The sequence below is a fragment of the Mycolicibacterium aubagnense genome (genome assembly GCF_010730955.1).
Taxonomy (GTDB): Bacteria; Actinomycetota; Actinomycetes; order Mycobacteriales; family Mycobacteriaceae; genus Mycobacterium; species Mycobacterium aubagnense.
The window spans coordinates 2,151,801-2,178,349 of record NZ_AP022577.1; the positions used below are offsets into that span (position 1 = coordinate 2,151,801).

General features: G+C 67.0%; 30 protein-coding genes. 18 read left to right on the top strand and 12 right to left on the bottom strand.

Annotated elements, in window-relative coordinates:
* Positions 1-58: 58 nt before the first annotated feature.
* The 5 genes from G6N59_RS10590 (at position 59) to G6N59_RS10610 (ending at position 3,953) form a co-directional block, all read left to right on the top strand.
* Complete coding sequence (locus G6N59_RS10590) at positions 59-1,081, top strand: EamA family transporter (RefSeq protein ID WP_138232153.1); 1,023 nt, start codon at positions 59-61, stop codon at positions 1,079-1,081.
* A gap of 15 nt (positions 1,082-1,096) precedes the next feature.
* Positions 1,097-1,768: a cutinase family protein gene (locus G6N59_RS10595; protein WP_138232154.1), complete on the top strand. Its 672-nt coding sequence runs from the start codon at positions 1,097-1,099 to the stop codon at positions 1,766-1,768.
* A 110-nt stretch (positions 1,769-1,878) separates the two neighbouring features.
* The gene (locus G6N59_RS10600; protein ID WP_170212447.1) at positions 1,879-2,490 is read left to right on the top strand and encodes a cutinase family protein; all 612 of its coding nucleotides are present in this window, start codon (positions 1,879-1,881) and stop codon (positions 2,488-2,490) included.
* Positions 2,491-2,604: 114 nt separating this feature from the next.
* Positions 2,605-3,210, top strand: a complete 606-nt coding sequence (locus G6N59_RS10605; protein ID WP_234884394.1) for a cutinase family protein — start codon at positions 2,605-2,607, stop codon at positions 3,208-3,210.
* Positions 3,211-3,230: 20 nt separating this feature from the next.
* Positions 3,231-3,953: a cutinase family protein gene (locus G6N59_RS10610; protein WP_170212444.1), complete on the top strand. Its 723-nt coding sequence runs from the start codon at positions 3,231-3,233 to the stop codon at positions 3,951-3,953.
* 2 nt (positions 3,954-3,955) lie between these two features.
* On the opposite strand, the gene truA is transcribed toward G6N59_RS10610, so the two are convergent.
* The 8 genes from truA to infA all read right to left on the bottom strand — a co-directional run bounded on the left by truA (position 3,956) and on the right by infA (position 8,638).
* Complete coding sequence (gene truA / locus G6N59_RS10615; protein WP_234884382.1) at positions 3,956-4,918, bottom strand: tRNA pseudouridine(38-40) synthase TruA; 963 nt, start codon at positions 4,916-4,918, stop codon at positions 3,956-3,958.
* Positions 4,902-5,444 carry a 50S ribosomal protein L17 gene (gene rplQ, locus G6N59_RS10620; RefSeq protein ID WP_138232157.1) on the bottom strand — a complete coding sequence of 181 codons (543 nt, stop codon included), beginning with the start codon at positions 5,442-5,444 and terminating at the stop codon, positions 4,902-4,904. Before rplQ ends, truA begins: the two co-directional genes overlap by 17 nt.
* A gap of 84 nt (positions 5,445-5,528) precedes the next feature.
* Positions 5,529-6,581, bottom strand: a complete 1,053-nt coding sequence (locus tag G6N59_RS10625) for a DNA-directed RNA polymerase subunit alpha (protein WP_020101463.1) — start codon at positions 6,579-6,581, stop codon at positions 5,529-5,531.
* Positions 6,582-6,669: 88 nt separating this feature from the next.
* A complete protein-coding gene (gene rpsD / locus G6N59_RS10630; RefSeq protein WP_138232158.1) occupies positions 6,670-7,275 on the bottom strand; it encodes a 30S ribosomal protein S4 in 606 nt (201 codons plus the stop codon).
* 31 nt (positions 7,276-7,306) lie between these two features.
* On the bottom strand, positions 7,307-7,723 hold the full coding sequence (gene rpsK / locus G6N59_RS10635; protein WP_020101461.1) for a 30S ribosomal protein S11: 417 nt from the start codon (positions 7,721-7,723) through the stop codon (positions 7,307-7,309).
* Positions 7,724-7,727: 4 nt separating this feature from the next.
* Positions 7,728-8,102, bottom strand: coding sequence for a 30S ribosomal protein S13 (gene rpsM, locus G6N59_RS10640; protein WP_138232159.1), 375 nt, complete (start codon positions 8,100-8,102; stop codon positions 7,728-7,730).
* Between the two features lie 153 nt (positions 8,103-8,255).
* Positions 8,256-8,369: a 50S ribosomal protein L36 gene (gene rpmJ, locus G6N59_RS10645; protein ID WP_003879483.1), complete on the bottom strand. Its 114-nt coding sequence runs from the start codon at positions 8,367-8,369 to the stop codon at positions 8,256-8,258.
* Positions 8,370-8,416: 47 nt separating this feature from the next.
* Positions 8,417-8,638 carry a translation initiation factor IF-1 gene (gene infA, locus G6N59_RS10650; RefSeq protein WP_003886926.1) on the bottom strand — a complete coding sequence of 74 codons (222 nt, stop codon included), beginning with the start codon at positions 8,636-8,638 and terminating at the stop codon, positions 8,417-8,419.
* Positions 8,639-8,903: 265 nt separating this feature from the next.
* Between infA and G6N59_RS10655 the strand changes: the two genes are divergently transcribed.
* From G6N59_RS10655 to G6N59_RS10670, 4 genes are read left to right on the top strand one after another with little or no spacing between them, the layout of a single operon-like run.
* Positions 8,904-10,604, top strand: a complete 1,701-nt coding sequence (locus G6N59_RS10655) for an NAD(P)/FAD-dependent oxidoreductase (protein WP_163911228.1) — start codon at positions 8,904-8,906, stop codon at positions 10,602-10,604.
* A 12-nt stretch (positions 10,605-10,616) separates the two neighbouring features.
* The gene (locus G6N59_RS10660) at positions 10,617-12,089 is read left to right on the top strand and encodes an ATP-binding protein (protein WP_138232160.1); all 1,473 of its coding nucleotides are present in this window, start codon (positions 10,617-10,619) and stop codon (positions 12,087-12,089) included.
* A gap of 57 nt (positions 12,090-12,146) precedes the next feature.
* Positions 12,147-12,977 carry an LLM class F420-dependent oxidoreductase gene (locus G6N59_RS10665; protein WP_138232161.1) on the top strand — a complete coding sequence of 277 codons (831 nt, stop codon included), beginning with the start codon at positions 12,147-12,149 and terminating at the stop codon, positions 12,975-12,977.
* A 15-nt stretch (positions 12,978-12,992) separates the two neighbouring features.
* Complete coding sequence (locus G6N59_RS10670) at positions 12,993-13,841, top strand: LLM class F420-dependent oxidoreductase (protein ID WP_138232162.1); 849 nt, start codon at positions 12,993-12,995, stop codon at positions 13,839-13,841.
* A 9-nt stretch (positions 13,842-13,850) separates the two neighbouring features.
* Here the strand turns inward: G6N59_RS10670 and G6N59_RS10675 are convergent, their stop codons facing one another.
* From G6N59_RS10675 to G6N59_RS10685, 3 genes are all read right to left on the bottom strand, one after another.
* Entirely contained in the window at positions 13,851-14,408 is a 558-nt protein-coding gene (locus G6N59_RS10675) for a hypothetical protein (protein ID WP_138232163.1), read from the bottom strand.
* Positions 14,409-14,528: 120 nt separating this feature from the next.
* Positions 14,529-15,977, bottom strand: coding sequence for an RNA polymerase sigma factor (locus G6N59_RS30695; RefSeq protein ID WP_179970299.1), 1,449 nt, complete (start codon positions 15,975-15,977; stop codon positions 14,529-14,531).
* 194 nt (positions 15,978-16,171) lie between these two features.
* Positions 16,172-16,432, bottom strand: a complete 261-nt coding sequence (locus tag G6N59_RS10685; RefSeq protein WP_138232164.1) for a hypothetical protein — start codon at positions 16,430-16,432, stop codon at positions 16,172-16,174.
* A 288-nt stretch (positions 16,433-16,720) separates the two neighbouring features.
* Between G6N59_RS10685 and G6N59_RS10690 the strand changes: the two genes are divergently transcribed.
* The 4 genes from G6N59_RS10690 to G6N59_RS10705 all read left to right on the top strand — a co-directional run bounded on the left by G6N59_RS10690 (position 16,721) and on the right by G6N59_RS10705 (position 21,465).
* A complete protein-coding gene (locus tag G6N59_RS10690; RefSeq protein WP_138232165.1) occupies positions 16,721-18,241 on the top strand; it encodes a CoA-acylating methylmalonate-semialdehyde dehydrogenase in 1,521 nt (506 codons plus the stop codon).
* A 16-nt stretch (positions 18,242-18,257) separates the two neighbouring features.
* Positions 18,258-19,418: an acyl-CoA dehydrogenase family protein gene (locus G6N59_RS10695; RefSeq protein WP_138232349.1), complete on the top strand. Its 1,161-nt coding sequence runs from the start codon at positions 18,258-18,260 to the stop codon at positions 19,416-19,418.
* A 76-nt stretch (positions 19,419-19,494) separates the two neighbouring features.
* Complete coding sequence (mmsB, locus tag G6N59_RS10700) at positions 19,495-20,367, top strand: 3-hydroxyisobutyrate dehydrogenase (protein ID WP_138232166.1); 873 nt, start codon at positions 19,495-19,497, stop codon at positions 20,365-20,367.
* Positions 20,368-20,475: 108 nt separating this feature from the next.
* Entirely contained in the window at positions 20,476-21,465 is a 990-nt protein-coding gene (locus G6N59_RS10705; protein WP_138232167.1) for a hypothetical protein, read from the top strand.
* Between the two features lie 64 nt (positions 21,466-21,529).
* Here the strand turns inward: G6N59_RS10705 and G6N59_RS10710 are convergent, their stop codons facing one another.
* Positions 21,530-22,300, bottom strand: a complete 771-nt coding sequence (locus G6N59_RS10710) for an HAD family hydrolase (protein WP_234884383.1) — start codon at positions 22,298-22,300, stop codon at positions 21,530-21,532.
* A gap of 175 nt (positions 22,301-22,475) precedes the next feature.
* Here G6N59_RS10710 and G6N59_RS10715 point away from each other — a divergent pair, with 175 nt between their 5' ends.
* From G6N59_RS10715 to G6N59_RS10735, 5 genes are all read left to right on the top strand, one after another.
* On the top strand, positions 22,476-23,156 hold the full coding sequence (locus tag G6N59_RS10715) for a response regulator (protein WP_138232168.1): 681 nt from the start codon (positions 22,476-22,478) through the stop codon (positions 23,154-23,156).
* A complete protein-coding gene (locus tag G6N59_RS10720) occupies positions 23,153-24,391 on the top strand; it encodes a GAF domain-containing sensor histidine kinase (protein WP_138232169.1) in 1,239 nt (412 codons plus the stop codon). Before G6N59_RS10715 ends, G6N59_RS10720 begins: the two co-directional genes overlap by 4 nt.
* A 348-nt stretch (positions 24,392-24,739) precedes the next feature.
* Complete coding sequence (locus G6N59_RS10725) at positions 24,740-25,903, top strand: ABC transporter substrate-binding protein (protein ID WP_138232170.1); 1,164 nt, start codon at positions 24,740-24,742, stop codon at positions 25,901-25,903.
* Positions 25,904-25,919: 16 nt separating this feature from the next.
* Positions 25,920-26,135: a hypothetical protein gene (locus G6N59_RS10730; RefSeq protein WP_138232171.1), complete on the top strand. Its 216-nt coding sequence runs from the start codon at positions 25,920-25,922 to the stop codon at positions 26,133-26,135.
* A gap of 87 nt (positions 26,136-26,222) precedes the next feature.
* Positions 26,223-26,543, top strand: a complete 321-nt coding sequence (locus G6N59_RS10735) for a hypothetical protein (RefSeq protein ID WP_138232172.1) — start codon at positions 26,223-26,225, stop codon at positions 26,541-26,543.
* Positions 26,544-26,549: the final 6 nt, after the last annotated feature.

A 26,549-nucleotide genomic window follows, 5' to 3' on the forward strand; every position in this document is an offset into this window, starting at 1 on the left:
CCCTCCGTAGCGTCATGACCAATCCCAAGTTGACTCATTACATCATTGGAGGTGGCCCATGACGGCGTCGAACGGCACCAATGCCGGCCACTTCCGGACCGGCATGATCTTCGCCGTCCTGTCTGCCTTCACCTTCGGGATGGCGGGCGCCCTGGGCAAGTCCCTGATCGAGGCGGGGTGGAGCCCCACCGCGGCAGTGGTCGCCCGGCTGACCGGCGGTGCGCTGGTCATGGCCGTGGTCGCGACCGTCCTGCGCCGCGGCTGGGTGCGAGAAGCGCTGAGTCACAAAGGCACGGTCATCGCCTATGGCGCCATCCCGATCACGGGCGCCCAGCTCTGCTACTTCAACGCCGTCACCTATCTCCCCGTCGGCATCGCGCTGCTGCTCGAGTACGCCGCACCCCTGCTGGTGGTCGGCTGGGTGTGGGCCACCACCCGGCGCCGGCCCAGCACCCTCACATTGGCCGGCGTCGCGATCGCCGTCGCCGGCATCACGCTGGTACTCGGCCTGATCGGCCCCGGAAGCAGGAGTGGCGCCCCGATCAGCGCAGCCGGCATCGCCTGGGGCATGGGCGCGGCCGTCTGCGCCGCGTGCTACTTCGTCATGTCCGACAAGGCCAGCGCCGACGGCACCGGCCTGCACTCCATCACCCTGGCGACCGGTGGGCTGATGGTCGGCGCGGCGACGGTCGCGCTGCTCGGCGTATCCGGCGTCATGCCACTCGCGTTCACCGGCAACGACACCACGCTGGCAGGCCTGACGACGTCCTGGCTGGTACCCGTGATCGCGCTGGCCATCGTGCCGACCGCGATGGCGTACACCTTCGGCATCATGGGTATCGCCCGCCTGCAGCCCCGGTTCGCCTCCCTGGTCGGCCTGTCCGAGGTGATGTTCGCCGTGCTGTCCGCCTGGGCACTGCTGGGCGAGGCGATCACCGCAATCCAATTGCTGGGCGGTGCGGTGGTGCTGGCCGGGCTGGCGCTTGCCCGGCAGGGCGACCGCGGCGAAGCGACCTGGCACGACGATTGGCCGGACAGCCCGGAGGGTTTGCCAGCAGGTCAAACAATTGGCCGTAGCTGATCACGATATGTGAAGATGGCCCGCGTGACCTTGCTCAGCACGTCGGTCCGAGTGGCCGCAATCGCCGCCGCCGTCATCTCCGGAACCGCGCTGCTGCCCTCGGCACCGGCTCAGGCCGACAACGCCTGCCCCAACATCGAGATCGTTTTCGCCCGCGGGACCAGTGAGGACCCGGGCGTCGGCAGGGTCGGCTACGCGTTGGTCGATGCGCTGCAGCCGCTGGTCGGTGGCCGGACTGTCGGTAGCTACGGCGTCGACTACCCGGCCACGTACGACTTCCTGACGGCCCAGGACGGCGCGACCGACGCCCAGAACCACATCTCGGCCATGGCGCAGCAGTGCCCGCGTACCAAGATCGTGCTCGGTGGCTACTCCCAGGGCGCGGCGGTGGTCGACATGCTGGCCGGCGTACCGCCGCTCGGCGACCGGGTCGGCGAGGTCGGCTCGGCGCCGCCGCTGCCGGCCGAACTCGCGAGTCGGGTCGCGGCCGCAGCGGTCTTCGGAAACCCGTCGGCCAAGTTCAGCCACCCGCTGGATTCGATGGGCCTGTTTGCGAACCGTGCCATCGACCAGTGCTCCCCAGGTGACCCGATCTGCTCGCGCGGCCGTAACCCGTTCGCCCACACGCACTACGAGACGTCCGACTTCGTGGACCAAGCCGCGCAGTTCATCGCGTCACACGTCTGACCTGCCGATAAACGCCGATCGCGGAACCACATCTGGAGCCGCGGTTAAGATTCGGTGTGATCATCAGTGCACTGCGCCGGGCCGTCGCCGGCACCGCAACCACCGTCATCATGGCCGGCATCACTGTGCTGACGCCGCCGTCGCTGGGTGCCGTCGGCACCGCCGCCGCTGCCAACTGCCCTGACATCGAGGTGACGTTCGCCCGCGGCACGAGCGAAGACCCCGGCCTGGGCACGGTCGGCGGGGCCTTCGTCAACCAGTTACGCAAGAAGGTCGGCGGCCGGTCCGTGGGGGCCTACGCCGTCGTCTACCCCGCGTCATACGACTTCCTGGCCGCCGCCGACGGCGCCAACGATGCCAGCGCCCACATCCAGTGGATGGCCGATAACTGCCCGGGCACCCGGCAGGTACTCGGCGGCTACTCGCAGGGCGCGGCCGTGATGGACGTCATCGGCGCCATTCCGGTCCCGGGTGTCGGCTTCAACAACCCGCTGCCTCCCGAAGCCGCCGGTCACGTCGCGGCGATCGCGGTCTTCGGCAACCCGTCAGCCAAGCTGGGTCTGCCGTTGACCGCCAGCCCGGTGTGGGGCGGCAAGGTCATCGACCTGTGCAATCCGGGCGATCCCATCTGCCAGACCGACGGCCAGAGCGTACCCGCACACAAAACCTACGCTGGTGGCCCGACCAACGACGCGGCCAACTTCGTCGCCGGATTGTTGTAAGGCTGGCATCATTTCTCGACGAGACCGTCAATTCGTCGGGATACCATCGGATTTGTGATCGGCCGCCGTACAACTGCAGTGCTGATCACCGTTCTGACCGTCGCCGTCGCGCCAATGTCCGTGCTACTCACGGACATTGGCGTGGCGAAGGCGGCCGCCACCTGCGCACCCGCGGAAGTGGTGTTCGCCCGGGGCCGGATGGAACCGCCCGGCCCCGGACAGGTCGGCGCCGCGTTCGTCGCCGCGCTGCGGCAGCTCCGCGGCCCGAATATCGGGCTGTACCCGGTGAATTACCCGGCAGACACCCAGGTCGACATGGGCGCCAACGACATGAGCCAGCGCGTGCAATGGCTTACCCGTAACTGCCCGGCCACCAAGATCGTGCTCGGTGGTTACTCATTGGGCGCCGCCGCCACCGATCTTGTTCTCGCGGTGCCCATTTCGGCCTTCACCTTCAACAACCCGCTGCCGCGGGGCGCCGACCAACACATCGCGGCCGTCGCGCTGTTCGGCAACGGCGCCAACTGGGCCGCACCCATCACCGCACTGAGCCCCACCTACCAGAACCGGACCATCGATCTGTGCCACTCCGATGACCCCATCTGCAACCCGAGCAGCCCCTACAAATGGCGTGCCGAGTGGCAGGATCACCTCGCACCGGGCTACATCAACTCCGGGATGGTGAACCAGGCCGCGAAGTTCGTCGCTGCGCGCCTCTGACTCGCGGCTAGACTCCAGCCATGGCCACCCGCTCCGTTGTGACGTCTGTTCGGTCTGCTGTCGCCCTGATCGGCGCGGCAGCGTCCGTTGCCACCGGAGTGGTGGTGGCGACGGCCGCGGGCCCTGCGGGATTCATCGGCGCCGCATCGGCAGACGCGTGCCCACAGGTGGAAGTGGACTTCGCCCGGGGCCGCAATGAGCCTCCAGGCACCGGCCGGGTGGGCGCGGCGTTCATCGATGCGTTGCGCGCCAAAACGCCTCAGAACATCGGGGTCTACGCGGTGAACTATCCCGCAAACATCGAGATCCCCCAGGGCGCCAACGACTTCAGCTCACACATTCAGTACATGGCGGCGCACTGCCCCGCCACCAAGTTGGTGATCGGTGGGTACTCGCTGGGCGCGGCGTCCGCAGCCATGGCATTGTCCTCCAACGACAAGGGATTCGGCTTCGACCAGCCACTACCGCCCGGCATGGACTCCCACATCGCTGCGGTGGCGCTCTTCGGCAATGTGACCCACCGCATGGGCGGCTCCAACATCGCCCCGGTATTCAGCGATCGGACCATCGACCAGTGCAACGGCACCGACCCGGTTTGCAGCGACGGAGGTCTCCCGCAGAGCATCGCCCAGCTGCAGGGCGACTGGCAGAACCACCTGCAAGAAGGCTATATCGACACCGGGCTCGTAGATCAGGCCGCCGACTTCGTCGCGGCCCGATTGGCACCACCACCGGCCCAGTGAGCTCAGTCGAGCGTGCGTAAATCCCGGGTGACGGTGATCCTCGACGCCAGTTGATCGTCGGGCGGGTAATCCACCGACACCAGCGTCAGACCCCGCGCCGGGGCGGCGGCGTACTCGCTGGACCGGCTGTCGGCGGCCAAAAGGCCTGCGATCCAACCGGGTTCACGACGGCCCACCCCCACCGCGAGCAGCGCGCCGACCAGCGAGCGCACCATGTTCCAGCAAAAGGCGTCGGCCGTCACGTGGGCGGTGACCAGATCACCTGAGCGCTGCCAGTCCAGCCGCTGCAGGTCCCGGATGGTGGTCGCACCCTCCCGGAATCGGCAGAACGCGGCAAAATCCTGCAGCCCCAACAACTCCTGTGACGCGGCCGTCATCGCATCCAGATCCAAGGGCCGCGACCACGGGGTGATGAAGCGGGCCTGTTGCGGCTCGACGCCGTACGGCGCCAGCGACAACCGGTACTCGTAGTGCCGCCGCAACGCGGAGAACCGGGCGTCGAAACCTGGTGCCGCACGGGCGATCTGACGTACCCGGACATCGGCGGGCAGGAACCGCGCGAGCCGGCGCACCAAGGGTAGGAACTCCGGTTCTCCCGGGCGGGGCGTGCGCGGATAGGCGAATCGCAGTGCGGCAGAAGGCACATCGACGTGCGCGACCTGACCGGTCGCATGCACCCCGGTGTCGGTGCGGCCGGCGGTGACCAGGCGCACCGGCTCACGGAACACCGTCGACAGCGTCTCCTCGATGACGCCCGCGACCGTACGCTGGCCGGCCTGCGGGGCCCAACCGGCGAATTCGGTGCCGTCGTACGAGATGTCCAGGCGCAAACGAGTCTCTGGGCGAGCGGAGCGACGGGAAAAATCATCTGGGCGAGCGGAGCGACGGGAAGCAGAAACAAGCCCGCCATCCGGCTGAATGGCGGGCTTGTTCTCGTTCACAGCGTGATTAGGACTTGGCCTCATCCTCGGTCGCTTCAGCCTCGGCCTCAGCGGTCTGAGCGTCGGCGATGCCCTCGTCAGCAGCCTCAACCTCAGCCACCGCGGTCTCTTCCTCGACAGGAGCCTCGGCCTCGGCAGCCTTCGCCTGAGCGGCGGCGGCACGACGAGCGCGGTCGGCCTCGGAGACGACGGTCTTCTCCCGGACCAGTTCGATCACGGCCATGGGGGCGTTGTCGCCCTTGCGGTTCTCGACCTTGATGATGCGGGTGTAGCCGCCCTCGCGGTCCGCGAAGTGCGGTGCGATCTCGGCGAACAGGGTGTGCACCACGTCCTTGTCGCGGATCTTCTTCATCACCTCGCGCCGGTTGTGCAGCGCGCCCTTCTTGGCGTGGGTGATGAGCTTCTCGGCGTACGGACGCAACGCCCGGGCCTTGGCATCAGTGGTCTTGATGCGGCCGTGCTCGAACAGCGAGGTGGCCAGGTTGGCCAGGATCGCGGCCTGGTGCGACGACGACCCGCCGAGGCGAGCACCCTTTGTGGGTTTGGGCATTGCAACTATCTCCTAAATGGGGCCGGCCCCCGTATCAGGTAGGGCCGGGACGGACCCGGTGGGCGAAGCCCGCGGGTATTTCTCTTACAGCTGTTCGGTTTCGGCGTAGTCCTGGTCAGCGTCCAGGTCGTAGCTGGCATCGCTGTTCCAGGTGCCGGTGGCCACGTCGTAGCCGGCGACCTGCGACGGGTCGAACGTGGCGGGGCTGTCCTTGAGCGACAGACCCAGCTGGTGCAGCTTGATCTTGACCTCGTCGATGGACTTCTGGCCGAAGTTACGGATGTCCAGCAGGTCCGACTCGGTACGCGAGACCAGCTCGCCGACGGTGTGCACACCCTCGCGCTTGAGGCAGTTGTACGACCGCACGGTCAGCTCCAGGTCATCGATCGGCAGCGCGAACGAGGCGATGTGGTCTGCCTCGGCCGGCGACGGGCCGATCTCGATGCCCTCGGCCTCCACGTTCAATTCACGTGCGAGCCCAAACAATTCGACCAGCGTCTTACCGGCCGAAGCCAGGGCGTCACGCGGGGCGATCGAGTTCTTGGTCTCGACATCGAGGATCAGCTTGTCGAAGTCGGTGCGCTGCTCGACGCGGGTGGCCTCCACCTTGTAGGTGACCTTCAGCACCGGCGAGTAGATCGAGTCGACCGGGATCCGGCCGATCTCGGCACCCGAAGCCTTGTTCTGCACGGCCGGGACATAACCGCGGCCGCGCTCGACGACGAGCTCGACCTCCAGCTTGCCCTTGTCGTTCAGGGTGGCGATGTGCATGTCCGGGTTGTGCACCGTCACACCGGCCGGGGGCACGATGTCACCGGCGGTGACGGCACCCGGGCCCTGCTTGCGCAGGTACATGGTGACCGGCTCGTCCTCTTCCGAGGAAACAACCAGGCCCTTGAGGTTCAGGATGATGTCGGTGACGTCTTCCTTGACCCCGGGGACGGTGGTGAACTCGTGCAGGACACCGTCGATGCGGATGCTGGTGACCGCTGCGCCCGGGATGGACGACAGCAGCGTGCGCCGCAGCGAGTTGCCCAGGGTGTAACCGAAGCCCGGCTCCAGCGGTTCGATCGTGAACCGCGACCGGTTTTCGGCCAGCACATCCTCGGACAGGGTGGGTCGCTGTGAGATCAGCATTGTTTTCTATCTCCTTCTCGGCACCCACTATTTGATGCCGGTTTGGTAGGTGCCCACCCAGGATTGGGTGGGCCACCATGACCTCGAATTACTTCGAGTAGAACTCGACGATCAGCTGCTCGGTGAGCGGCACGACGATCTGGGCGCGCTCGGGCAGCTGGTGCACGAGGATGCGCTGACGCTCGCCGACAACCTGCAGCCACGACGGCACCGGACGCTCGCCGGCAACCTCACGGGCGATCTGGAACGGCAGGGTGTTCAGCGACTTCGAACGGATGTCGATGATGTCGTACTGCGAAACCCGGTAGCTGGGGACGTCGACCTTGACACCGTTGACGGTGAAGTGGCCGTGGCTGACGAGCTGACGGGCCATCCGACGGGTACGGGCCAGGCCGGCGCGGTACACGACGTTGTCCAGACGGCTTTCGAGGATCTGCAGCAGGTTCTCACCAGTCTTGCCGGCCTTGCGGTTGGCTTCCTCGTAGTACTTGCGGAACTGCTTCTCCATGACGCCGTAGGTGAAGCGAGCCTTCTGCTTCTCCTGCAGCTGGGTGCGGTATTCGCTCTCCTTGATCCGCGCGCGACCGTGCTGGCCGGGCGGGTAGGGGCGCTTTTCGAACGACTGATCGTCACCGACGAGGTCGACGCCGAGACGGCGCGACTTGCGGGTGGCGGGTCCGGTATAACGAGCCATTTTCTTTACCTAATCCTTTTCCCGAGCCGACCTAGACCCTGCGCCGCTTGGGCGGACGGCAGCCGTTGTGCGGCTGCGGCGTGACGTCGGAAATCGCGCCGACCTCGAGGCCGGCGGCCTGCAGCGAACGGATCGCGGTCTCGCGGCCCGAACCCGGACCCTTCACGAAGACGTCGACCTTCTTGACACCGTGCTCCTGCGCCTTGCGGGCAGCGTTCTCGGCGGCGAGCTGCGCGGCGAACGGGGTGCTCTTGCGCGAACCCTTGAAGCCGACGTGACCCGACGAGGCCCAGGCGATGACGTTGCCCTGGGGATCGGTGATCGAGACGATGGTGTTGTTGAACGTGCTCTTGATGTGAGCGGCGCCGTGCGGGACGTTCTTCTTTTCCCGGCGACGAGTGGGCTTGCCGCGCTTCGAAGCAGCGCCGGCTTTCTTGGTGGGTGCCATTTACTTACCTGGCCTTCTTCTTGCCGGCGATGGTGCGCTTCGGGCCCTTGCGGGTACGCGCGTTGGTCTTGGTGCGCTGGCCACGCACAGGCAGGCCACGACGGTGGCGCAGGCCCTGGTAGCAACCGATCTCGATCTTGCGACGGATGTCGGCCTGCACCTCGCGGCGCAGGTCACCCTCGACCTTGAGGTTGCCTTCGATGTAGTCGCGCAGCTGGGTCACCTGGTCGTCGGTGAGGTCCTTGGTGCGCAGGTCCCGGTCGATGTCGGTGGCGGCCAGGATTTCCTGGCTGCGGGTACGGCCGATGCCGTAGATGTAGGTCAGCGCGATCTCCATGCGCTTGTCGCGCGGGAGATCAACGCCCATGAGACGTGCCATCAGGCAGTGTTCCTTTTCGTTGCGGAGGTCTGTTCCCAGTCCGTTCCCCGTCTATCGGGGTCCGGCCTCCGTGCCGGACGTGGTTGAGGGCCGTCTGCCCTCAGTGGTACTGGGAGGTCTGCATTCAGTTTTGGGTGCTGCTTGAGCTGGTGTTTAGCCCTGCCGCTGCTTGTGCCGCGGATCGGAGCAGATCACCATGACCCGCCCGTGCCGGCGAATCACCCTGCACTTGTCGCAGATCGGCTTGACGCTCGGGTTCACCTTCACGACTTAGCGATCCTTTTCTCTGTTCTGAATTGGTGGTGCTGGGCGTATTACTTGTAGCGGTACACGATGCGGCCACGGGACAGGTCGTACGGAGACAGCTCCACCACGACACGGTCCTCCGGCAGGATGCGGATGTAGTGCTGCCGCATCTTGCCGCTGATATGGGCGAGCACCTTGTGACCGTTCTCCAGCTCAATGCGGAACATCGCATTGGGCAGGGGCTCGATCACGCGACCCTCGACCTCGATGGCGCCGTCTTTCTTGGCCATACTCTTTGGTAATCCTCTGGTTCTTCGGTTTCGTATCTCATACGCCCGTGCTTGGCGCAGAGCCCACCCCGGCTACAACAACGTGGACTTAATGCCAGGAAATTCCGGGGAACTTCAGAACAGAGCACGCAAAGAGCCGGCGCAGAAGCTGCACCGTTGGTCCACGATACCCGCTCGGACCCCAGGTACCAAAATCCGCGAAGCGGCCCGGGCAACCCCAGGTGGGCTCATCGTCTTCGCAAGTCAGGGCGCATAATGAACAGCGATGACTGGACCCGCTTCCCCGGCCCGCAACCCGGTGATTCTCACCGTCGATGATGATCCCGCAGTGTCTCGTGCCGTCGCCCGCGACCTGCGCAAACACTACGGCGCACGCTATCGGATCGTGCGCGCCGAATCCGGCCAGGACGCGCTCGTCGCGCTCAACGAGCTACAGCTGCGGGGCGACACCGTGGCGATGTTCATCGCCGACTACCAGATGCCCGAGATGAACGGCATCGACTTCCTGGAACTGGCCATGGACGTGTTCCCGCTGGCCCGGCGCGTACTGCTGACCGCGTACGCGGATACCCACGCCGCGATCAACGCCATCAATCTCGTGGATCTCGACCACTATCTGCTCAAGCCGTGGGATCCGCCCGAGGAGAAGCTGTACCCGATCATCGACGGCCTGCTGGAGGCCTGGCACGAGGTCGGCGACCGCGCCGTCCCGCACACCAAGGTGATCGGCCACCGGTGGAATCCCCGCTCCTGGGAGGTCCGCCAGTTCCTGGCCCGCAATCAGCACTACTACCGGGCGTACTCCTCGGACGAGGCCAAGGGCAAGCAGCTGCTGACCGCCGCCGGCCTGGACGGCCTCGAGCTGCCCGTGGTGATCTCCGAGCAGGGCGAGACACTGGTCCAGCCGACGGACGCGCAGCTGGCCGGGATGCTCGGCCTGGCCACCACCCCGTCACTGGAGATGTACGACCTGGCCGTCATCGGCGGTGGGCCCGCCGGCCTGGCGGCCGCGGTGTACGGCGCATCCGAGGGGCTGCGCACGGTCCTGATCGAGCGCACCACCACCGGCGGCCAGGCGGGCCGCAGTTCGCGGATCGAGAACTACCTGGGCTTCGAGACCGGGATCTCGGGCGCCGAGCTGACGACGTCGGCCCGGCGGCAGGCCGAACGCTTCGCCGCCGAGGTCATCACGACCCGCGAGGTGGTCGGGCTGGACGTCAGCGCGCTGGCCAGCAAGACGCTGACCTTCGACGACGGCCGGGGCATCACCGCACGGTCGGTCATCCTGGCCACCGGCGTCGACTACCGGCACCTGCAGGTGAACGGCTGCTGGGAGAACCCCGATGAAGTCGGCAACAGCTATGTCGGCAACGGCGTCTTCTACGGAGCGTCGGTGTCGCAGGCCTCCGAATGCGCCGGTGAGGACGTCTACATCGTCGGCGGCGCCAACTCGGCCGGCCAGGCGGCGATGTTCATGTCGCAGCAGGCCAAGTCGGTGACGCTGCTGGTACGCGGACCGTCGCTCGAGGCGTCGATGTCCTACTACCTCATCCAGCAGATCGAGAACACGCCCAACATCAGCGTCCGCACCTGCACCGAGGTGGTCGACACCTGCGGCGAGGACGGCCACCTGACGGGGCTGTGGCTGGTGGACAACAGCACCGGTGACCGCGAGAAGGTGGACTGCTCCCGGTTGTGCTGTTTCATCGGCGCCACTCCGCGCACGCAGTGGCTGGAGGACGCCGGCATCGCCCGCGACGACCACGGTTTCATCCTGACCGGGCCGGACCTCAAGGACGTGTGCGGGTGGAATCTGGACCGTCCGCCGCACCACCTGGAAACAAGTGTGCCCGGTGTGTTTGTTGCAGGTGATGTCCGCGCTGAATCGGCCAAACGGGTCGCAGCCGCGGTAGGCGAAGGCTCGATGGCAGTGATGCTGGTGCACCGGTATCTGGCCGAGACGTAGGAGGAGACCGGTATGGGCGAAACGTGCGCGCGAAGTGAACTGAAGACGCTGTTCCTGTTCGAGGCACTGACCGATGAGCAGCTGGACACGCTGTGCGCCCACGGTCACATCGCCACGTTCGAACCCGGCCCGGTGTGCACCGAAGGGGAACCGGCGACGTGTTTCTACGTGATGCTCGACGGTGAACTGGTGATGTCGATGAAGTCCGGCGGCATCGACATCGAGACCAATCGCACGTCCATGCGCGGTGTGTACTGCGGCGCCTGGTCGGCCTACATCCCCGACGAACAGCCCGTGTACGAGGCGTCGGTGCGGGTGACCAAGACGTCTCGGTTCTTCGTCCTGGACGCCAACGCCTACGCCGACTTCATGCGTTCGGAATTCCCCATGGCGGTGCACCTGCTGGAGGGCCACAAGGTCGGCGGCCGGCGCGGGCGGCAGATCGTCGGCCAACGGGAGAAGCTCCTCGCCCTGGGCCAGCTGTCGGCCGGGCTGACCCACCAGCTGAACAACCCGGCGGCGGCAACCGCGCGCGCTGTGGCCGACTTGCACGACCGGATCGGCAAGATGCGGCACAAACTCGCCATGCTTGCCGACGGGCAGGTCAGCCCGCAGTCCCTGCGAGTACTGGTCGGCATCCAGGAAGGCATCGCCGAGCAGGTGGCCAAGGCCAGAACCCAGGAGCTGTCCGCCATCGAGGCGTCCGACCGCGAGGACCAGATCGGCGAATGGCTGGAGGACCATGGCATCGCGGCCGCCTGGGACTACGCCCCCACTTTTGTCGACGCCGGCCTGGATGTCGTTTGGCTGGAAGGCATTTCGTCGTCCATCGGTGACAGCGACGCGTCGGCGACCCTGCAGGGTGCGCTGGGCTGGTTGAAATACACCATCGACACCGAGCTGCTGATGTGCGAGATCTCCGAAGCGAGCAAACGGATTTCGACGCTGCTGGCCGGCGCCAAGCAGTACTCCCAGATGGACCGTGCCCCGTACCAGAACGCCAATGTGCACGAGCTGCTGCGCAGCACCCTCATGATGTTCGGCGACCGCATCGGCAAGGACGGCACGACCTGCGTCAAGGTGGTCAAGGAGTACGACCCGGCGCTACCCGAATTGCAGTGCTACCCAGCCGACCTCAATCAGGTGTGGACGAACATCATCGACAACGCGCTGCAGGCCATGAAGGGCTGTGGGGTGCTGACGATCCGCACCAAGCGCGTCGGCGAGGACAGCGTCCGGATCGAGATCAACGACAACGGCCCGGGCATTCCGGCCGACGTCATCGAGCGCATCTTCACCCCGTTCTTCACCACGAAACCGTTCGGCGAAGGCACGGGGCTGGGACTCGACCTGGCGTGGCGCATCATCTGCGAAAAGCACCACGGCAACATCTACGTCGAGTCCAAGCCGGGCGACACCACGTTCTTCGTCACCTTGCCCCTGCACGCACCGGCACCAGAAGAATTTCCGGCGGTAGCGGGATAGTTCGGCTCACCGAGCGCCGAACGGAATAGCCGCCCGCGCCGGGGAGTTGCCGCAGAGGTGACCAAACCAGACCTCGGGCGCTACGGCGTATTCGGACGCGGCGCAACGCCGCAGCAGGCAACGGAAATCGAAACGCTGGGCTACGGCGCCATCTGGGTCGGGGGATCCCCGCCCGCGGAACTAGACTGGGTCGAGCCGCTGCTCGGCGCAACCGAGCGGCTGAAGGTCGCGACCGGCATCGTCAACATCTGGACGGCAGCGGCCGGACCGGTGGCCGAGTCGTTCCACCGCATCAACACCGCCTATCCGGGCCGCTTCCTGCTCGGCATCGGTGTCGGCCACCCGGAGGCACACACCGAATACCGTAAGCCCATCGACGCGCTCACCGAATACCTCGACAAGCTCGACGAATACGGCGTGCCGAAGGAACACCGCGTCGTGGCCGCGCTCGGTCCGCAGGTACTCAAGCTCTCAGCCCGGCGCAGCGCCGGCGCCCACCCGTACCTGACCACCCCTGAGCACACCGCCCAGGCACGTGAGCTGATCGGCCCGGACGCGTTCCTGGCGCCCGAGCACAAGGCGATCCTGACGACGGACGCGGACCAGGCCCGGGCGGTGGGGCGCAAGGCTCTGGAGATTTACCTCAACCTGAACAATTACCTGAACAGCTGGAAGCGGTTGGGGTTCACTGACTCTGACGTCGCCAAGCCCGGTAGTGACCGGCTCGTCGACGCCGTCGTCGCCTACGGCACCGTCGACGCGATCGCCGCCCGGCTGAAGCAGCACCTCGACGCCGGCGCCGACCACGTACCGGTTCAGGTGCTGACGTCGCCCGAGAAGCTGATACCCGCACTGACCGAACTCGCCGGCCCGCTGGGCCTGCGGTAACTGGAGGGATCACACATGAGCCAGTTGAACCTGGGCCGCTTCGGAGTGTGGACGTTCGGCGCCCCCACGCCCGAGCAAGCCGCCGAGATCGAGACGTTGGGGTACGGCGCGGTGTGGGCCGGCGGCTCCCCCGCCGGCGATCTCGCGTTCGTCGAGCCGCTCCTGGCCGCGACCGAGAAGCTGCAGGTGGCCACCGGCATCGTCAACGTGTGGACCGCGCCGGCGGCGCAGGTCGCCGACTCGTACCACCGCATCGAGGCCGCGTATCCGGGCCGGTTCGTGTTGGGCGTCGGCATCGGCCACCCCGAACACACCAAGGAGTACCGCAAGCCCTACGACGTCCTCGTCGAGTATCTGGACGAACTGGACGCCGCCGGCGTTCCGGTGGCGCGCCGAGTGGTCGCGGCACTGGGCCCGAAGGTGTTGCGACTGGCGGCCGATCGCAGCGCCGGCGCGCATCCGTACCTCACCACCCCGGAGCACACGGCCGAGGCGCGCACGCTGATCGGCCCGGACGCGTTCCTCGCGCCCGAGCACAAGGTCGTGCTGACCGACGGTTCGGCCGAAGCCACCGAGGAAGCCCGGGCCATCGGCCGTCAGACCGTCGACTTCTATCTGAACCTCAGTAACTACCTGAACAATTGGCGCCGGCTCGGCTTCTCTGAGGACGACATCGCCAAGCCGGGGAGCAACGCCTTGATCGACGCGGTGGTCGCACACGGCACGCCCGACGCCATCGCCGCCCGGTTGACCGAGCATCTCGACGCCGGCGCCGATCACGTCACCATCCAGGTGCTGGGCGGCGGGGACAAACTGGTGCCGACGCTGACAGCGCTGGCGGGTCCGCTGGGCTTGCGGGGATAGCCCCGGCGCTCAGCGCGTTTGGTCCTGCTGGTCCTGGTGGCGCCAGTTCCAGTGCGGCCAGTTCCAGTGCGGCCGGTCCGGATGCTGCGCGGGCTTCGGCGTCTCGGTGACGGTCGGCACGGCAATCGTCTGCGTCGGAGCCACGGGCTTCGGCGCAGTGACGGCCGGGACCGTGACCTCGCTGACCGCGGCGGGCACCACAACTCGGGTCGCGGGAGTTGCCGGAGCCGGTGCCGGCGGGGCGTATGGGGCTGATTCGGCGTGATCGGCGACTGCCAGCGGAGTCGACGGCGCATCGTTGCCGCCGAGCACGATCGCACCCAGCGCGGCCGCCACGGTGACTGCACCGAAGAGCGTCGCGACGATCACCGGCCGGGTGAATCGAGGCTTTCGCGCCGAGACCACGGGCCCCGCCGGGATCGCCGACTGGAAGGCGGGTTCTTCCACGTCGGCTTGTGACCAAGCCAGCGCGCTGATCGGCATCGTCGCCGCCCCATGGATGGTGCCGCTGGCCGGGTCGGCAGAGAACTCCAGGTTCGGGAAGGTGGCGGTCATGGTGGTGGACATGGCGTGCTCCTCTGTCGTCCTTGCGGCCCGGCGGGCTGCTCTCATAGGTAGGAGCAGCCGGGCACCCGCATCGGGACAACTTTTCGGCGAACTCTTTCTTCGGGATTCGCGACCAGCCGGTCAGTAGATGACCGGCGGCTGCGTCGTCGTCACCGGGGCCGGTTCGACCGGACCCCCGTTGACCGGTGGGCGCGGCCGCGGTGGCCTGGGCGGCAGAGGCCGCGGCGGGGGTGGCGGCGGCGGCGGTTCACTGACGACCGGCGGCGCCTCGCTGGGCGGCGGTTCTTCGGTGATGACGGGCGGCCGATGATGGCGCGGTGGTGGCAGCGGCAGCGGCGACGGCTCAGGAGCTATCACCGGCGGGGCCGGCGGCGGGGGCACCGGCGATTGCTGCGGCGGTGGCACCGGCTGGGGCGGACGGACCTCCGTCGGCTCCGCGGGGGCTGTCACGACCGCGGTCGGAGCCGACGGCTGCGGAGCCGGAATGGACGGCGTGTTCTCGGGTGTGTGACTGGGCGAGGGCGTGATGGTGTTGGTCACTCCCTGCGGGCTGACGGGAGTATTCGTTTCGTACCGCCAGGCGATGGTCAGTGCCAGCACGATCAGCGGAATGCCGATCAGCAGTGACATCGTCAGCATCACGCGGCCGGGGGGCTGGGCGGCGGGCGGTTCCTCATCTCCGCCGTCGGCCGCCGCGAACTGCTCGGTCGGCGTATCCGGCACCGAGTCTCGCGCCTGCGTAGGTGCGCTGTTCAGATCGGTGGTCGCGGACGTCAGCTGAATATGCCCCAACGTGCGGTCACGGAGCCAGGTCGGCGCGGGGATGAACAGCGGCGTGCCGCCGAGCAGCGCGACGGGGTTCACCAGCCGGCGACGGTCCTGCTCACAGACGGCGCAGCCCTCGATATGCCGGGCGATGCGCTTGCGCATCAGGATGGTGAAGGTGCCGTCCCAGCCCGCGAGGATGGCGCCCAGCTCGGGGCAATTGTTGCCCGCCTGGCCACGGCGGGCGACGAGCAGCGCGCCCAGCGAGCGTTCCATGGTGTCGCGAAGGCGCTGCATGATCTTGTTGGCGCTGGCAGTGCTGACGCCGAGCGCCTCGGCGAGTTCAGGACCCTCGAGTCCGTGGCGGTAACCCAGCTCCAGCACCGAGCGGTCGCGGTCGGACAACCCACCGGCCGCCTCGGCGACCAGTTTTGCCAGTTCATTGCGGGCGGCCAGCGTGTCCGGTCCGGCGTCGCCGGATGCTTCCTCCGGCAGGTCTTCGGACGGTTCTTCCCGGCGACGCTGCCGGATACGACGCAGTGCTTCGTTGCGGGCGATGGCGTACAGCCAGGGCCGCAGCTTGTCGGGTTCCCGCAACTTGTTCAAAGCTGTTGCCGCGGTACAGAACACGTCCTGGACGCAGTCCGCCGCGGCGTCGCGGTCCCGGACCATGCCGACGCAGTAGTCATGCAGCCGGTCGGCGTAGCGGTCGTAGATGCCGGCGAACGCGGCACGGTCGCCTGAGAGCGCGGCGCCGACCAAGTCGGCGTCGCTGACGATGTCCCAATCTGGCACTGCGGTCATGAGACGGACTCCCATACCGATCGATCGCCGGTATGCACTGATGCTAGTCCGGCGAAGGCGAGCTGATTTGCCGATTCGATGTGCACCGGCGTCTGAGTTCAATGATGAAAACGAGAGCAGCCCGGGCCCGGTTCAATGCCGGGCCCGGCTACCTCGCGCCGGACTGCCGCCGACGTCGGCGCAGTCACGGTCGGTCAGTGGTGATCGTGCTCGTGCCAGTGGTGATCCCAGTCGGGGAAGTAGAAGTGGCAGTGATCCCAGTCCCACCACGCCCACGAGCAGTAGTCGTAGTCGTACCAGAAGTGTTGCGGTGCGGGGGCGGGCAACGGCTGGGCCTGTGCGGGACCCGCCGTCATGCCCAACGCGGCGAGGGCCATGCTGCCGGACAACAATGCTGCCGCGGCGGCCCGCTTGGCGAGTGACTGCCGCTTGGCCGGGGTGTTGTTGATGCTCATTTCGTGCTCCTTGTTCAGGTGGTGCAGGTGCCCGAGTGGGCTCTGTCATAGGTAGGAGCGCGCCCCCCGACAAGTTCGGACACTTTTTCAAAAGAATTTTTCGATGAGTTCCACCGGCCGGCCGCACGCAGTGTGGGTGCGAATCGGGACTGACTACCGCGTTGCGTACCAGCGGAATTCGAGCCGGGCCGCCAGCCCCTTGCCAAGCCCCGACCGAATTACTAGGATATGCAAGTATCTCGGCCGTGAGTCGAGAACCCGAACTCTGCTCACCTTTGGACGGACGTCATGACGACCCAGATTCCGCACTTCATCAATGGACAGCGCACCACCGGCGAATCCACCCGCACCGCCGACGTGCTCAACCCCAGTACCGGACAGGCTCAGGCGCAGGTGCTCCTCGCATCAGTCGCCGACGTCGACTCCGCGGTGGCGGGTGCCGTTGTCGCACAACGGGAGTGGGCGTCCTGGAACCCGCAGCGCCGGTCGCGCGTGCTGATGAAGTTCATCGACCTGGTCAATCAGAACAAGGACGAACTGGCCCGGCTGCTGTCCCTGGAACACGGCAAGACCTTCGAGGACTCCCTCGGCGACATCCAGCGCGGCGTCGAGGTGATCGAGTTCGCCGTGGGCATCCCCCACCTGATGAAGGGCGAGTTCACCGAGGGCGCCGGATCCGGGATCGACGTGTACTCGATGCGGCAGCCGCTCGGCGTCGTCGCCGGCATCACGCCGTTCAACTTCCCGGCCATGATCCCGCTGTGGAAGGCCGGACCCGCGCTGGCGTGCGGCAACGCCATCATCATCAAGCCGTCCGAGCGCGACCCCTCGGTGCCGCTGCGTCTGGCCGAACTGTTCATCGAGGCCGGCCTGCCGGCCGGCGTCCTGCAGGTGGTCAACGGCGACAAGGAAGCCGTCGACGCCATCCTGGCGCACCCCGACATCAAGGCCGTCGGCTTCGTCGGCAGCACGGACATCGCGCAGTACATCTACTCGAACGCCGCCGCCAACGGCAAGCGGGCGCAGTGCTTCGGTGGCGCCAAGAACCACATGATCGTGATGCCCGACGCCGACCTGGACCAAGCCGTCGACGCGCTGATCGGCGCCGGGTACGGCAGCGCGGGCGAGCGCTGCATGGCCATCAGCGTGGCGGTGCCCGTCGGCGAGGAGACGGCAAACCGGTTGCGCAACAAGCTCGTTGAGCGCGTGAACCAGCTGCGCGTCGGCCACAGCCTGGACCCGAAGGCCGACTACGGCCCACTGGTTACCGGCGCCGCCCTGGAGCGGGTGCGGGGCTACATCGGCCAGGGCGTCGACGCCGGCGCCGAGCTGGTGGTCGACGGCCGCGAACGCGCCAGCGACGACCTGACGTTCGATGACGCAGATCTGTCCGGCGGCTTCTTCATGGGCCCCACCCTGTTCGACCACGTCACGCCCGACATGTCGATCTACACGGACGAGATCTTCGGGCCGGTCCTGGTGATCGTGCGCGCCAAGGACTACGAGGAGGCGCTGCGCCTGCCGTCGGAGCACGAGTATGGCAACGGCGTCGCGGTGTTCACCCGCGACGGCGACACCGCCCGCGATTTCGTGTCGCGCGTGCAGGTCGGCATGGTCGGCGTCAACGTGCCGATCCCGGTTCCGGTGTCCTACCACAGCTTTGGCGGCTGGAAGCGGTCCGGCTTCGGCGACCTCAACCAGTACGGGACGGCGTCGATCCAGTTCTACACCAAGGTCAAGACCGTCACCGAGCGCTGGCCGTCGGGCATCAAGGACGGGGCCGAGTTCTCGATCCCGACCTTCAAGTAAGGCCCCGGCGTTGAGCATCGATCCTTTCGGACTGGACGACGACGAACGCGTGATCGCCGAGACGGCGGCCGCGTTCGCCGAAAAACGGCTGGCACCAAACGCTTTGGTGTGGGACGCCGACGATCACTTCCCCACCGACGTGCTACGGGAAGCGGCCGAGCTGGGCATGGCGGCCATCTACTGCAGCGACGACGTGGGCGGCAGTGGGCTGCGCCGGTTGGACGGCGTGCGGATTTTCGAGCAGCTCGCCGCCGCCGACCCGACCATCGCGGCGTTCCTGTCGATCCACAACATGTGCGCCTGGATGGTGGACAGCTTCGGCACGCCGGAACAGCGCAAGACGTGGCTGCCGAAGCTGGCGTCGATGGAGGCCATCGCCAGCTACTGCCTCACCGAGCCGGGCGCCGGCAGCGACGCAGCGGCCTTGCGCACCAAGGCTGTTCGTGATGGCGACTACTACGTGCTGGACGGCGTCAAGCAGTTCATCTCGGGTGCGGGCGTCTCCGACGTCTACGTGGTGATGGCCCGGACCGGAGCCGACGGCCCCCGCGGCATCTCGGCCTTCATCGTCGAAAAGGACACGCCCGGACTGAGTTTCGGCACCAACGAGGAGAAGATGGGCTGGCACGCCCAGCCCACCGCCCAGGTGATCCTGGAAGGCGTGCGGGTGCCCGCCGACGCCATGCTCGGCGGCTCGGACGGCGAGGGCACCGGTTTCTCCATCGCGATGAACGGACTCAACGGCGGCCGCATCAACATCGCCGCCTGCTCGCTGGGTGGCGCCCAGGCCGCCTACGACAAGGCCGTCGGCTACCTGGCCTCTCGGGAGGCCTTCGGCTCGGCGCTGATCGACGAACCCACCATCCGGTTCACCCTCGCCGAGATGGCCACCGCCCTCGAAACCTCGCGGAACATGTTGTGGCGGGCGGCAACTGCCCTCGACACCAACAATCCACGCAAGGTCGAACTGTGCGCCATGGCCAAGCTGCACGTCACCGAGGCCTGCTACACGGTGGCCGACCAGGCGTTGCAGTTGCACGGCGGCTACGGCTACCTGCGCGAGTACGGGTTGGAAAAGATCGTCCGCGATCTGCGGGTGCACCGCATCCTGGAGGGGACGAACGAGATCATGCGTGTGGTCATCGGGCGAGCTGCCGCGACCGCCGCACGCAATTGAGCGATTTGTGCACGAAAATCCGCGATGAGCGCGGGAAATCGTGCACAAATCGCGGAGAACTAGGGAGGACGAACTGATGGCGACGATTGCATTCCTGGGCCTGGGCCACATGGGCGGCCCCATGGCCGCGAACCTGATCGCGGCGGGGCACACCGTGCACGGCTTCGACCCGGTGCCGGCCGCGACACAGGCGGCGCAGGACCACGGTGCGACGACCTTCGACAGCGGCCCCGAGGCAGTGGCCGGCGCCGACGTCGTCATCACCATGCTGCCCAACGGTGACCTGGTGAAGAGCTGCTACGCCGACGTCATGCCCGCCGCGGCCCCGGGAGCGCTGTTCATCGACTCCTCCACCATCTCGGTCGACGACGCCCGCGAGGTGCACCGCCTGGCCGGTGAGCGCGGCTTCGCTCAGCTGGACGCCCCGGTGTCCGGCGGCGTGAAAGGCGCGACGGCCGGCACGCTGGCATTCATGGTCGGTGGCGAGCCCGAGGCCTTCGAGCGCGGGCGGGCGGTGCTCGAGCCGATGGCCGGCAAGATCATCCACTGCGGCGACTCAGGCGCCGGCCAGGCCGCCAAGGTCTGCAACAACATGGTGCTGGCCGTCCAGCAGATCGCGATCGGTGAAGCATTCGTGCTCGCCGAGCACCTCGGCCTCGACAAGCAATCACTGTTCGACGTGATCACCGGGGCGACCGGCAACTGCTGGGCCGTGCAGGTGAACTGTCCGGTGCCCGGGCCGGTGCCCGCCTCCCCCGCGAACAACGATTTCCAGCCGGGTTTCGCCACCGCGCTGATGAACAAGGACCTCGGTCTGGCGATGGCTGCAGTGCGCTCGACGGGGTCGTCGGCACCCCTCGGCAGCCACGCCGCGGACATCTACGCAAAGTTTGCCGCCGAGCATGCCGATCTCGACTTCAGCGCGGTAATCAATCTGCTTCGTCAATGACGTCGCCACACCATCACCGCACGTCACAGTGGTGTTCGTTAGTTAACTGTGACATCGCGCGCATTAGGGCATAAGATGCGTGGGTCGCACAGGGAGGATTCGCGCCGCATGACTTTCAAACTTTTCGCCCGGGGGGCAACCGTCTCCGCAACGGCGGTTGCTGTTGCGCTCTGCGGAGCCGGCGTCGCGTTCGCGTCGCCTGACCCGGTGAGCCCTGACAGCCAGGATTCGTCGCAGCAGAACAGCAAGAACAACGAGTCGGCCACCACCCCGTCAAGTGACGTCGGCACGGCCAACACCAAGAACGTCTCCAACTCGCCCTCGAGTTCCACCGCGGGCCACACCGGCAAGACGGCGCGCAACAACGACAACGGCCTCGACTGGGGTGACGACTGGAGCCTGGGCGGCTTCCCGCCGATCAACCTCTCCAGCATGCAGCCGCCGGAGGCCACCGTCGCCATCCCGCTGTCGCTGGGCCTGCCCGGCTTGAGCCTGCCCAGCCTGGTGGTCGATGCCGGCCTCGGTGGTCTCGTCACCAGCCTCGCGGGCCTCGTCCTGGGTAATCTCTCGGTGCCCGCTGCCGCCGTTCCCACCGCCTCCGCCGCCGTGGCTCCGGTCGCGACCGCCGCCACGTTCGGCACCATGTCCGCCGTCGGCGACATCGCGAAGGTCTCGTCCGCGGCTGCCGTGGCTCCGGCCATCGCGGCTCCGGCTGTCGCGGCACCGGCCCTGGGCGGACTGCCGGCCTTGGGCGCTCCGGCGCTGCCGGCCCTCGGAGTACCGGCACTCGGCTCGCTCACGGCGCTCGCCGCGCCGAAGCTGCCCCCCATCGGCATGCCGCAGCTGCCGCCTGGCGTCGGCCTGCCGAAGATGCCTGGTATCGGCATGCCGCAGCTGCCGGACTTCACCAAGCTGCCGGCCCCGCAGATGCCGGACCTGACCAAGTTGCCGTCACCCCAGATCGGTTTGCCGCAGCCGCCGCCGATCGGTATGCCGCAGCTGCCGCCGCCTCCGCCGATCGGTCTGCCGTCGATTGGTCTGCCGAAGATCGGTCTGCCGTCGATCGGCCTGCCGAGCATCGGTCTCCCGCACTTCTGATCGACCAAAGCGAGGCGGGCCACAGGCCCGCCTCGACAATTCAAAAGCTCTGAAGAACTGGTGGTCAGCCCTGGGCTGACCACCAGTTCTTGTGCAGGCGCTCACACCCGGCGGCCAGCAGGCCGTCGTACTCTGCACGCACCTGGACCGCCCCGGGGAATTCGTGTCCGGCCGAGTAGCCGGTGGTGACCACCAACGTCGCCAGCTTGGCCGCCCGCGCGGCGCGGAAACCGCGGACGCCGCCCGCCACCGCCAACGCGCTCTCCGGCCCCAGACCCAATTCCCACAGTGCGTGGCCGTGCAGATCGGGTTCGCGGCGCGGACGCGGCAGATCGTCGGGCGTCACGATGGTCTCTGCGATGCCATCGCCCAGCAGCTGACGGACCAGCGGCTCCACCCACGACCGGCTACCGGTACTCACCACGGCCACCGAAAACCCGGCGCCGAACAGTCCGGCCGCCAGATCGGCCAGGCCGTCGCGCGGGCTCACGTCACCGTCGAGCACCGACGTCTCGAACAGTTCGGTCTTGGTGCGGTACACGTGGGCTGCGATCTCGCTGCTGACCCGCCCGAAGCCGCGTCGCCGCAGGGCCGACGCGATACGACGGGACTCGTCCGCGATGCGGACCAGCCGACCGTATTCGGCCACAGACCAGGAGATGTCGAGCCCGTGTTCGGCGAAGGCAGAATTGAACGCCACCCGGTGGGCATCGCGCTCGACGTCGGCCAGGGCTCCGTCGAGGTCGAAGATCACCGCACGCAACGGATCGATCACGGCATGGGCGGGCCGCGCCACATCCCACCAGAACGTGCGCTCCACACAACTCACCGACATGGGTATAAGGGTGTCCCACATCACAGGTCCGGGGCCTCCCCCAATCGGGGGATTGGACGGGCGAGATTGCCGGTGAACATTCGCGGCGGTCCACAGCCGGTCTCCCGACCTGCGCGGAAGCGCCGCTCTAAGGTGTTGCCATGACCACCAGCGAGAAGCCGGAGGCGGATCGCGCATGACCGCTGACCCCGAAGCCGACGCCGGCACGCCGGTGCGGCTGATCCTGGTCGACGACCACGAAATGGTCATCGAGGGACTCAAGGCCATGCTGGCCGCATTCAGCAACCGGGTGCGGGTGGTCGGCCAGGCCGTCGGGGCCGAACGAGCCGCCGCCGTGGTCGACGAACTGCAGCCCGACATCGTGCTGTGCGATGTCCGGATGCAGGGCGCCAGCGGCCTGGACCTGTGCCGTGAACTGCGGGAACGCAACCCGGACCGCAAAGTCGTCATGCTGTCGGTGTACGACGACGAGCAGTACCTCTACCAGGCACTGCGGGTCGGTGCTGCGGGATATCTGCTCAAGAGCATCAGCAGCGACGACCTGGTCCGTCAGCTCGAGTTGGTGCACGGCGGGGCCACCGCCATCGATCCCGGCATGGCGGCCCGGGCGGCAGACACCGCGGCCCGCATGCAGCGTGACGAGTTCTGGCCCGGCGCCCGCCAGGGCCTCACCCAGCGGGAGAGCGAAATCCTGTCGTTCGTGGTCGACGGGCTGTCCAACCGCGGTATCGCGACCCGGTTGGTGATCGGTGAGGAGACCGTCAAGAGTCACCTGCGGTCCATCTACCGCAAGCTCAACGTCAGCGACCGTGCCGGCGCGGTGGCGACCGCGCTGCGGGAGGGCATCTACCGATGACGGCGCGCAAACCTGACGAGCGCCTACGCGAGGAATCGACGGGCAAGGTGCTGACCGCGGACCGCGAACTGGCCCTGCTGCGCGAGCTGATCCGGGCCGCCTCCAGCGGTCCCGGCGTCGAACCGCTGGCCGCGGCAGCGGCCCGGATGATCACCCGGGCCACCGGTACCGACGTCTGCTTCGTCCACGTGCTGGACGACACCGAACGGTCGCTGACCCTGACGGGTGCCACGCCACCGTTCGACCAAGAGGTGGGCAAGATCCGGCTGCCGCTGGGCGAAGGCGTCTCGGGATGGGTGGCCAGCAACCGCGAACCCGTGGTGATCACCGACGACAAGGAGTCCGACCCGCGCTACCGGCCGTTCGAATCGCTGCGCGGCAGTGACTTCGCATCCATGGTGTCGGTGCCGATGGAGACCGACCCGGGCGGGCTGGTCGGCGTCCTCAACGTACACACCGTCGACCGCCGGGAGTTCACCGCGCGCGACGTCGAGCTCCTGCTCGTGATCGGCCGGCTCATCGCCGGGGCCATGCACCAGGCCCGGCTGCACCGTCAGCTCGTGGCCCGCGAACGCGCGCACGAGAACTTCGTGGAGCAGGTCATCGAGGCCCAGGAGATCGAGCGCCGCCGACTGGCCGGCGATATCCACGACGGCATCTCGCAGCGGTTGGTGACGCTGTCCTACCGGCTCGATGCGGCCAGCCGGGCAGTCGGGTCGGATGCCGCCGTCGCCGCCGAGCAGCTGACCTTGGCCCGGGAACTGGTGGACCTGACCCTCGGGGAGGCCCGCGCGGCCATCGGCAACCTACGCCCACCGGTTCTCGACGACCTGGGCCTGGCCGGTGGGCTCGCCAGCCTGGCACGCTCCATCGGCCAGCTCCACGTCGATGTGGAGCTGGCCGACGTCCGGCTGCCCGACCACATCGAGCTCGCGCTGTACCGCATCGCCCAGGAGTGCCTGCAGAACGTCGTCAAGCACGCCCACGCCAGTAACGCGTTGCTGAAGTTCGCGGCCGACGCCGAACATGCCCGGCTCGAGATCATCGACAACGGAATCGGTTTCGACACGTTCGAGCGTCCCTTGGGCGCCGACGAGATGGGCGGCTACGGGCTGTTGTCGATGGCCGAACGCGCCGAGATCGTCGGCGGCCGGCTGAACATCCGCTCCCGGCCGGGCTCCGGCACCATCGTCACCGCCACCATCCCACTGACTTCGGTGCGCGGCCAGGCATAGCCTGCGCCGAAGGGGATGAGGTCAGTCGACCGGATCGACCGGCTCAGTGTGGTCGCGCCTATTCAGGCCTGGCGAGGGGCCCGTCCGGCAGCTGAGGAAAGCGTAGTGGGGTGAGGGATTCGCCTCTCGGCGGTTGCGATTCGGTTCGGTGGCGCGCGAGCGAACACCGCGGCTGTAGGCGGGCCCGGTGTGGTTTCGGCTTGTGTTGACTACCAAGCTCCGGGGTGCGGCGGTATCGGGATGTCGACCGCCGGCGGGTAGTGCGCTATGTGTCGGGGACCAATGGCTCTAGTTCAGTCTGCATTGCTGAGATGGAATGGGCGCCGCTTGAACGCAAGGGGAGATCTCATGACAACTACCGCCAAGCCAGTGACCGCTAAGGAGTCCAGCACGGTTCCGTTGCGTTGGGACGAGGTGTACTACACGAACTGCCCTTTGGTGTCGGCGAGCAATGTCGACCAGGAATTGGGTTGGACGCGTGAGGAGTTCAAGAAGATCGGCGTCACCTATGACTTCCTCCGGTCGCGCCGGGAGAACAACTGGTATCCCCACTACGTCCACAACCTGGACAACCTGATCCGCTTCGGCGGTCTGTTCCCACCGATCCACGTTCATGCTGACATCCGACGAACGAAGCTGCTCGGCGCCACCCACGCCCCACACGAGGGCGGCTGCATGCTGGTGCGCGCCCGCGATGACATCTACCGGATGACCGATCTACGGGGCAAGAAGATCGGCCTGACCAAGAGTCTGAACACCATCAAGAACGACTGGTGGCGCATCCAAGAGGAGCAGGGCATCGAGCTGATGCTGCGGCTGAACGGCATGACCCGCGACGACGTTGAGATCGTCGAGTTTCCCTACCCCGACGACTGGTATGACGACCCGAAGATGCTGGATCCGATGAACAACCCGTCGGAGCTGTGGCTCAAGCGTGATCACAAGCACGACTTGGCATTCCGGCCGTTGGAACCAGCACTCGAGCAGGGCCTGGTGGACGCGATCTACACCCAGAGCAAGCCGATGCAGCACCTGCAGGAGGCCACCGGCAAGTTCAAGTCCATCGAGGACCTGTCTCGCTACCCCGACTGGACGCTACAGGTGGCCAACATCCCGGCAGTCATCACCTGCACCGCCGAGATGGCCAACGAGCATCCCGAGCTGGTAGTGACGTTCATGAAGGGCATGATCAAGGTCGGCCGGTGGGCCAACGAATACAAGCGCGCCGCCGCGGCGATCCTGGACAAGCAGACGTTCTATCTCGACGTCGAGGACACCTATCAGGGCATCAAGCACATCGACATGGTGCCCAACCTGTCCGCGCAGAACCTGGCCTCCATCGAGATCGGCAAGGACTTCATGCTCAGCCACGGCTATATCCACAACGACTTCGATGTCCACGAGTGGGCCGCGCCGCAGTTCGCCGAGCGGGCGGTCAAGGAGCTACTCGAAGAGCGGTGGGCCAAACTCGGCCAAGAGCGGCTTGGCTTGCAGGGCGCGCGGCTCGGATAGCGGCACGGAATCGCTGATGAAGACAGCGGACGAACTCGTCCGCAGCCATGCGGCCAGAGGTCTTCTTGAGTTCTTCGCCGACCCCACAAATCGTCGCCACAAAGATGAGATGAACTGGAGCCGGGTCGAAAGGTCATCGTTGTCCTTCGCCGTCATCACCGAAGGATCGGCCCGAAACATGTTGTTGCCATTGATTTTTCGCGTTCCGATCAGGGTGACGCCACAACCATAAGCAACTCCCACATCGCCAATACGGATTTCCCATAGTCGCCGGTTACCGTGCCTCTACCGCAATCGATCCCGGAAGGATTCACGCCGTATGATCGTCAAACTCGTCACCCGAGGTGCCGCCATAACCGTCGCGTTGGTTGCTGTTTCGGTGCTCGGCGCCGGCGTTGCCGGCGCTGCCCCCGACACCGCTGACCCGGACCACCAGGCCGGCAGAGACGCCGGCTCCGGCAAGACCGCTCGCAACAACAGCAACGGCCTGGACTGGGGTGACGACTGGAGCCTGGGTGGCTTCCCACCGATCAACCTGTCAAGCTTGCCGGCACCCAATGTTGACCTGTCGGTTCCGCTGTCCCTCGGCTTGCCAGGGCTGTCGTTGCCCAGCCTGAATCTCAGTCTCCCGAAGCTGTAGACGGGA